Here is a 726-nt window from a genome sequence, read left to right as displayed (position 1 = left end):
GAGAGCGCAGCCAACGCTTACGATGCGCGTGGTAAACGTCTTGGTATCATTGGTTACGGCCATATCGGCACTCAGCTGGGCATTATTGCTGAAAACTTAGGTATGCGCGTGTACTACTACGACATCGAAAACAAACTATCACTTGGCAACGCAACGCAAATCCACACGATGAGCGAGCTGCTAAACAAATGTGATGTTATTTCGCTGCACGTACCAGAAACACCTGAAACGAAGAATATGATGGGCGAAGAAGAATTTGCTCGCATGAAGCCTGGCGCAATCTTCATCAACGCCGCTCGCGGTACCGTTGTTGATATTCCTGCGCTTTGCCACAGCCTAGAAGCAGGTCACTTAGCTGGCGCAGCAATCGACGTATTCCCAGTTGAACCAAAAACAAACGCTGACCCGTTTGAATCTCCACTACAGAAATTCGATAACGTCATTCTAACGCCACACGTGGGCGGCTCTACTCAAGAAGCACAAGAAAACATCGGCGTGGAAGTAGCGGGTAAACTGGCGAAATATTCAGATAATGGTTCAACACTATCAAGCGTTAACTTCCCTGAAGTATCTCTGCCTGAACACGGTCGTGAGTGCTCTCGCTTACTGCACATTCACAAAAACCGCCCAGGTATTCTGACTCAAATTAACACCATCTTCGCAGAAGAAGGCATCAACATCGCAGCGCAGTACCTACAAACTGAAGCTGAGATCGGCTACGTAGTT

At 48.1% G+C, this 726-nt stretch carries 1 protein-coding gene; it reads left to right on the top strand.

What is annotated here, in order from left to right; translation table 11 throughout:
• A partial coding sequence (serA, locus tag R7O13_RS26845; protein WP_318305204.1) for a phosphoglycerate dehydrogenase occupies nt 1–726 on the top strand: 726 nt, incomplete at both ends.

It is taken from the genome of Vibrio sp. Y176, assembly GCF_033438945.1.
This window is presented reverse-complemented; position numbering and strand designations above follow the sequence as displayed.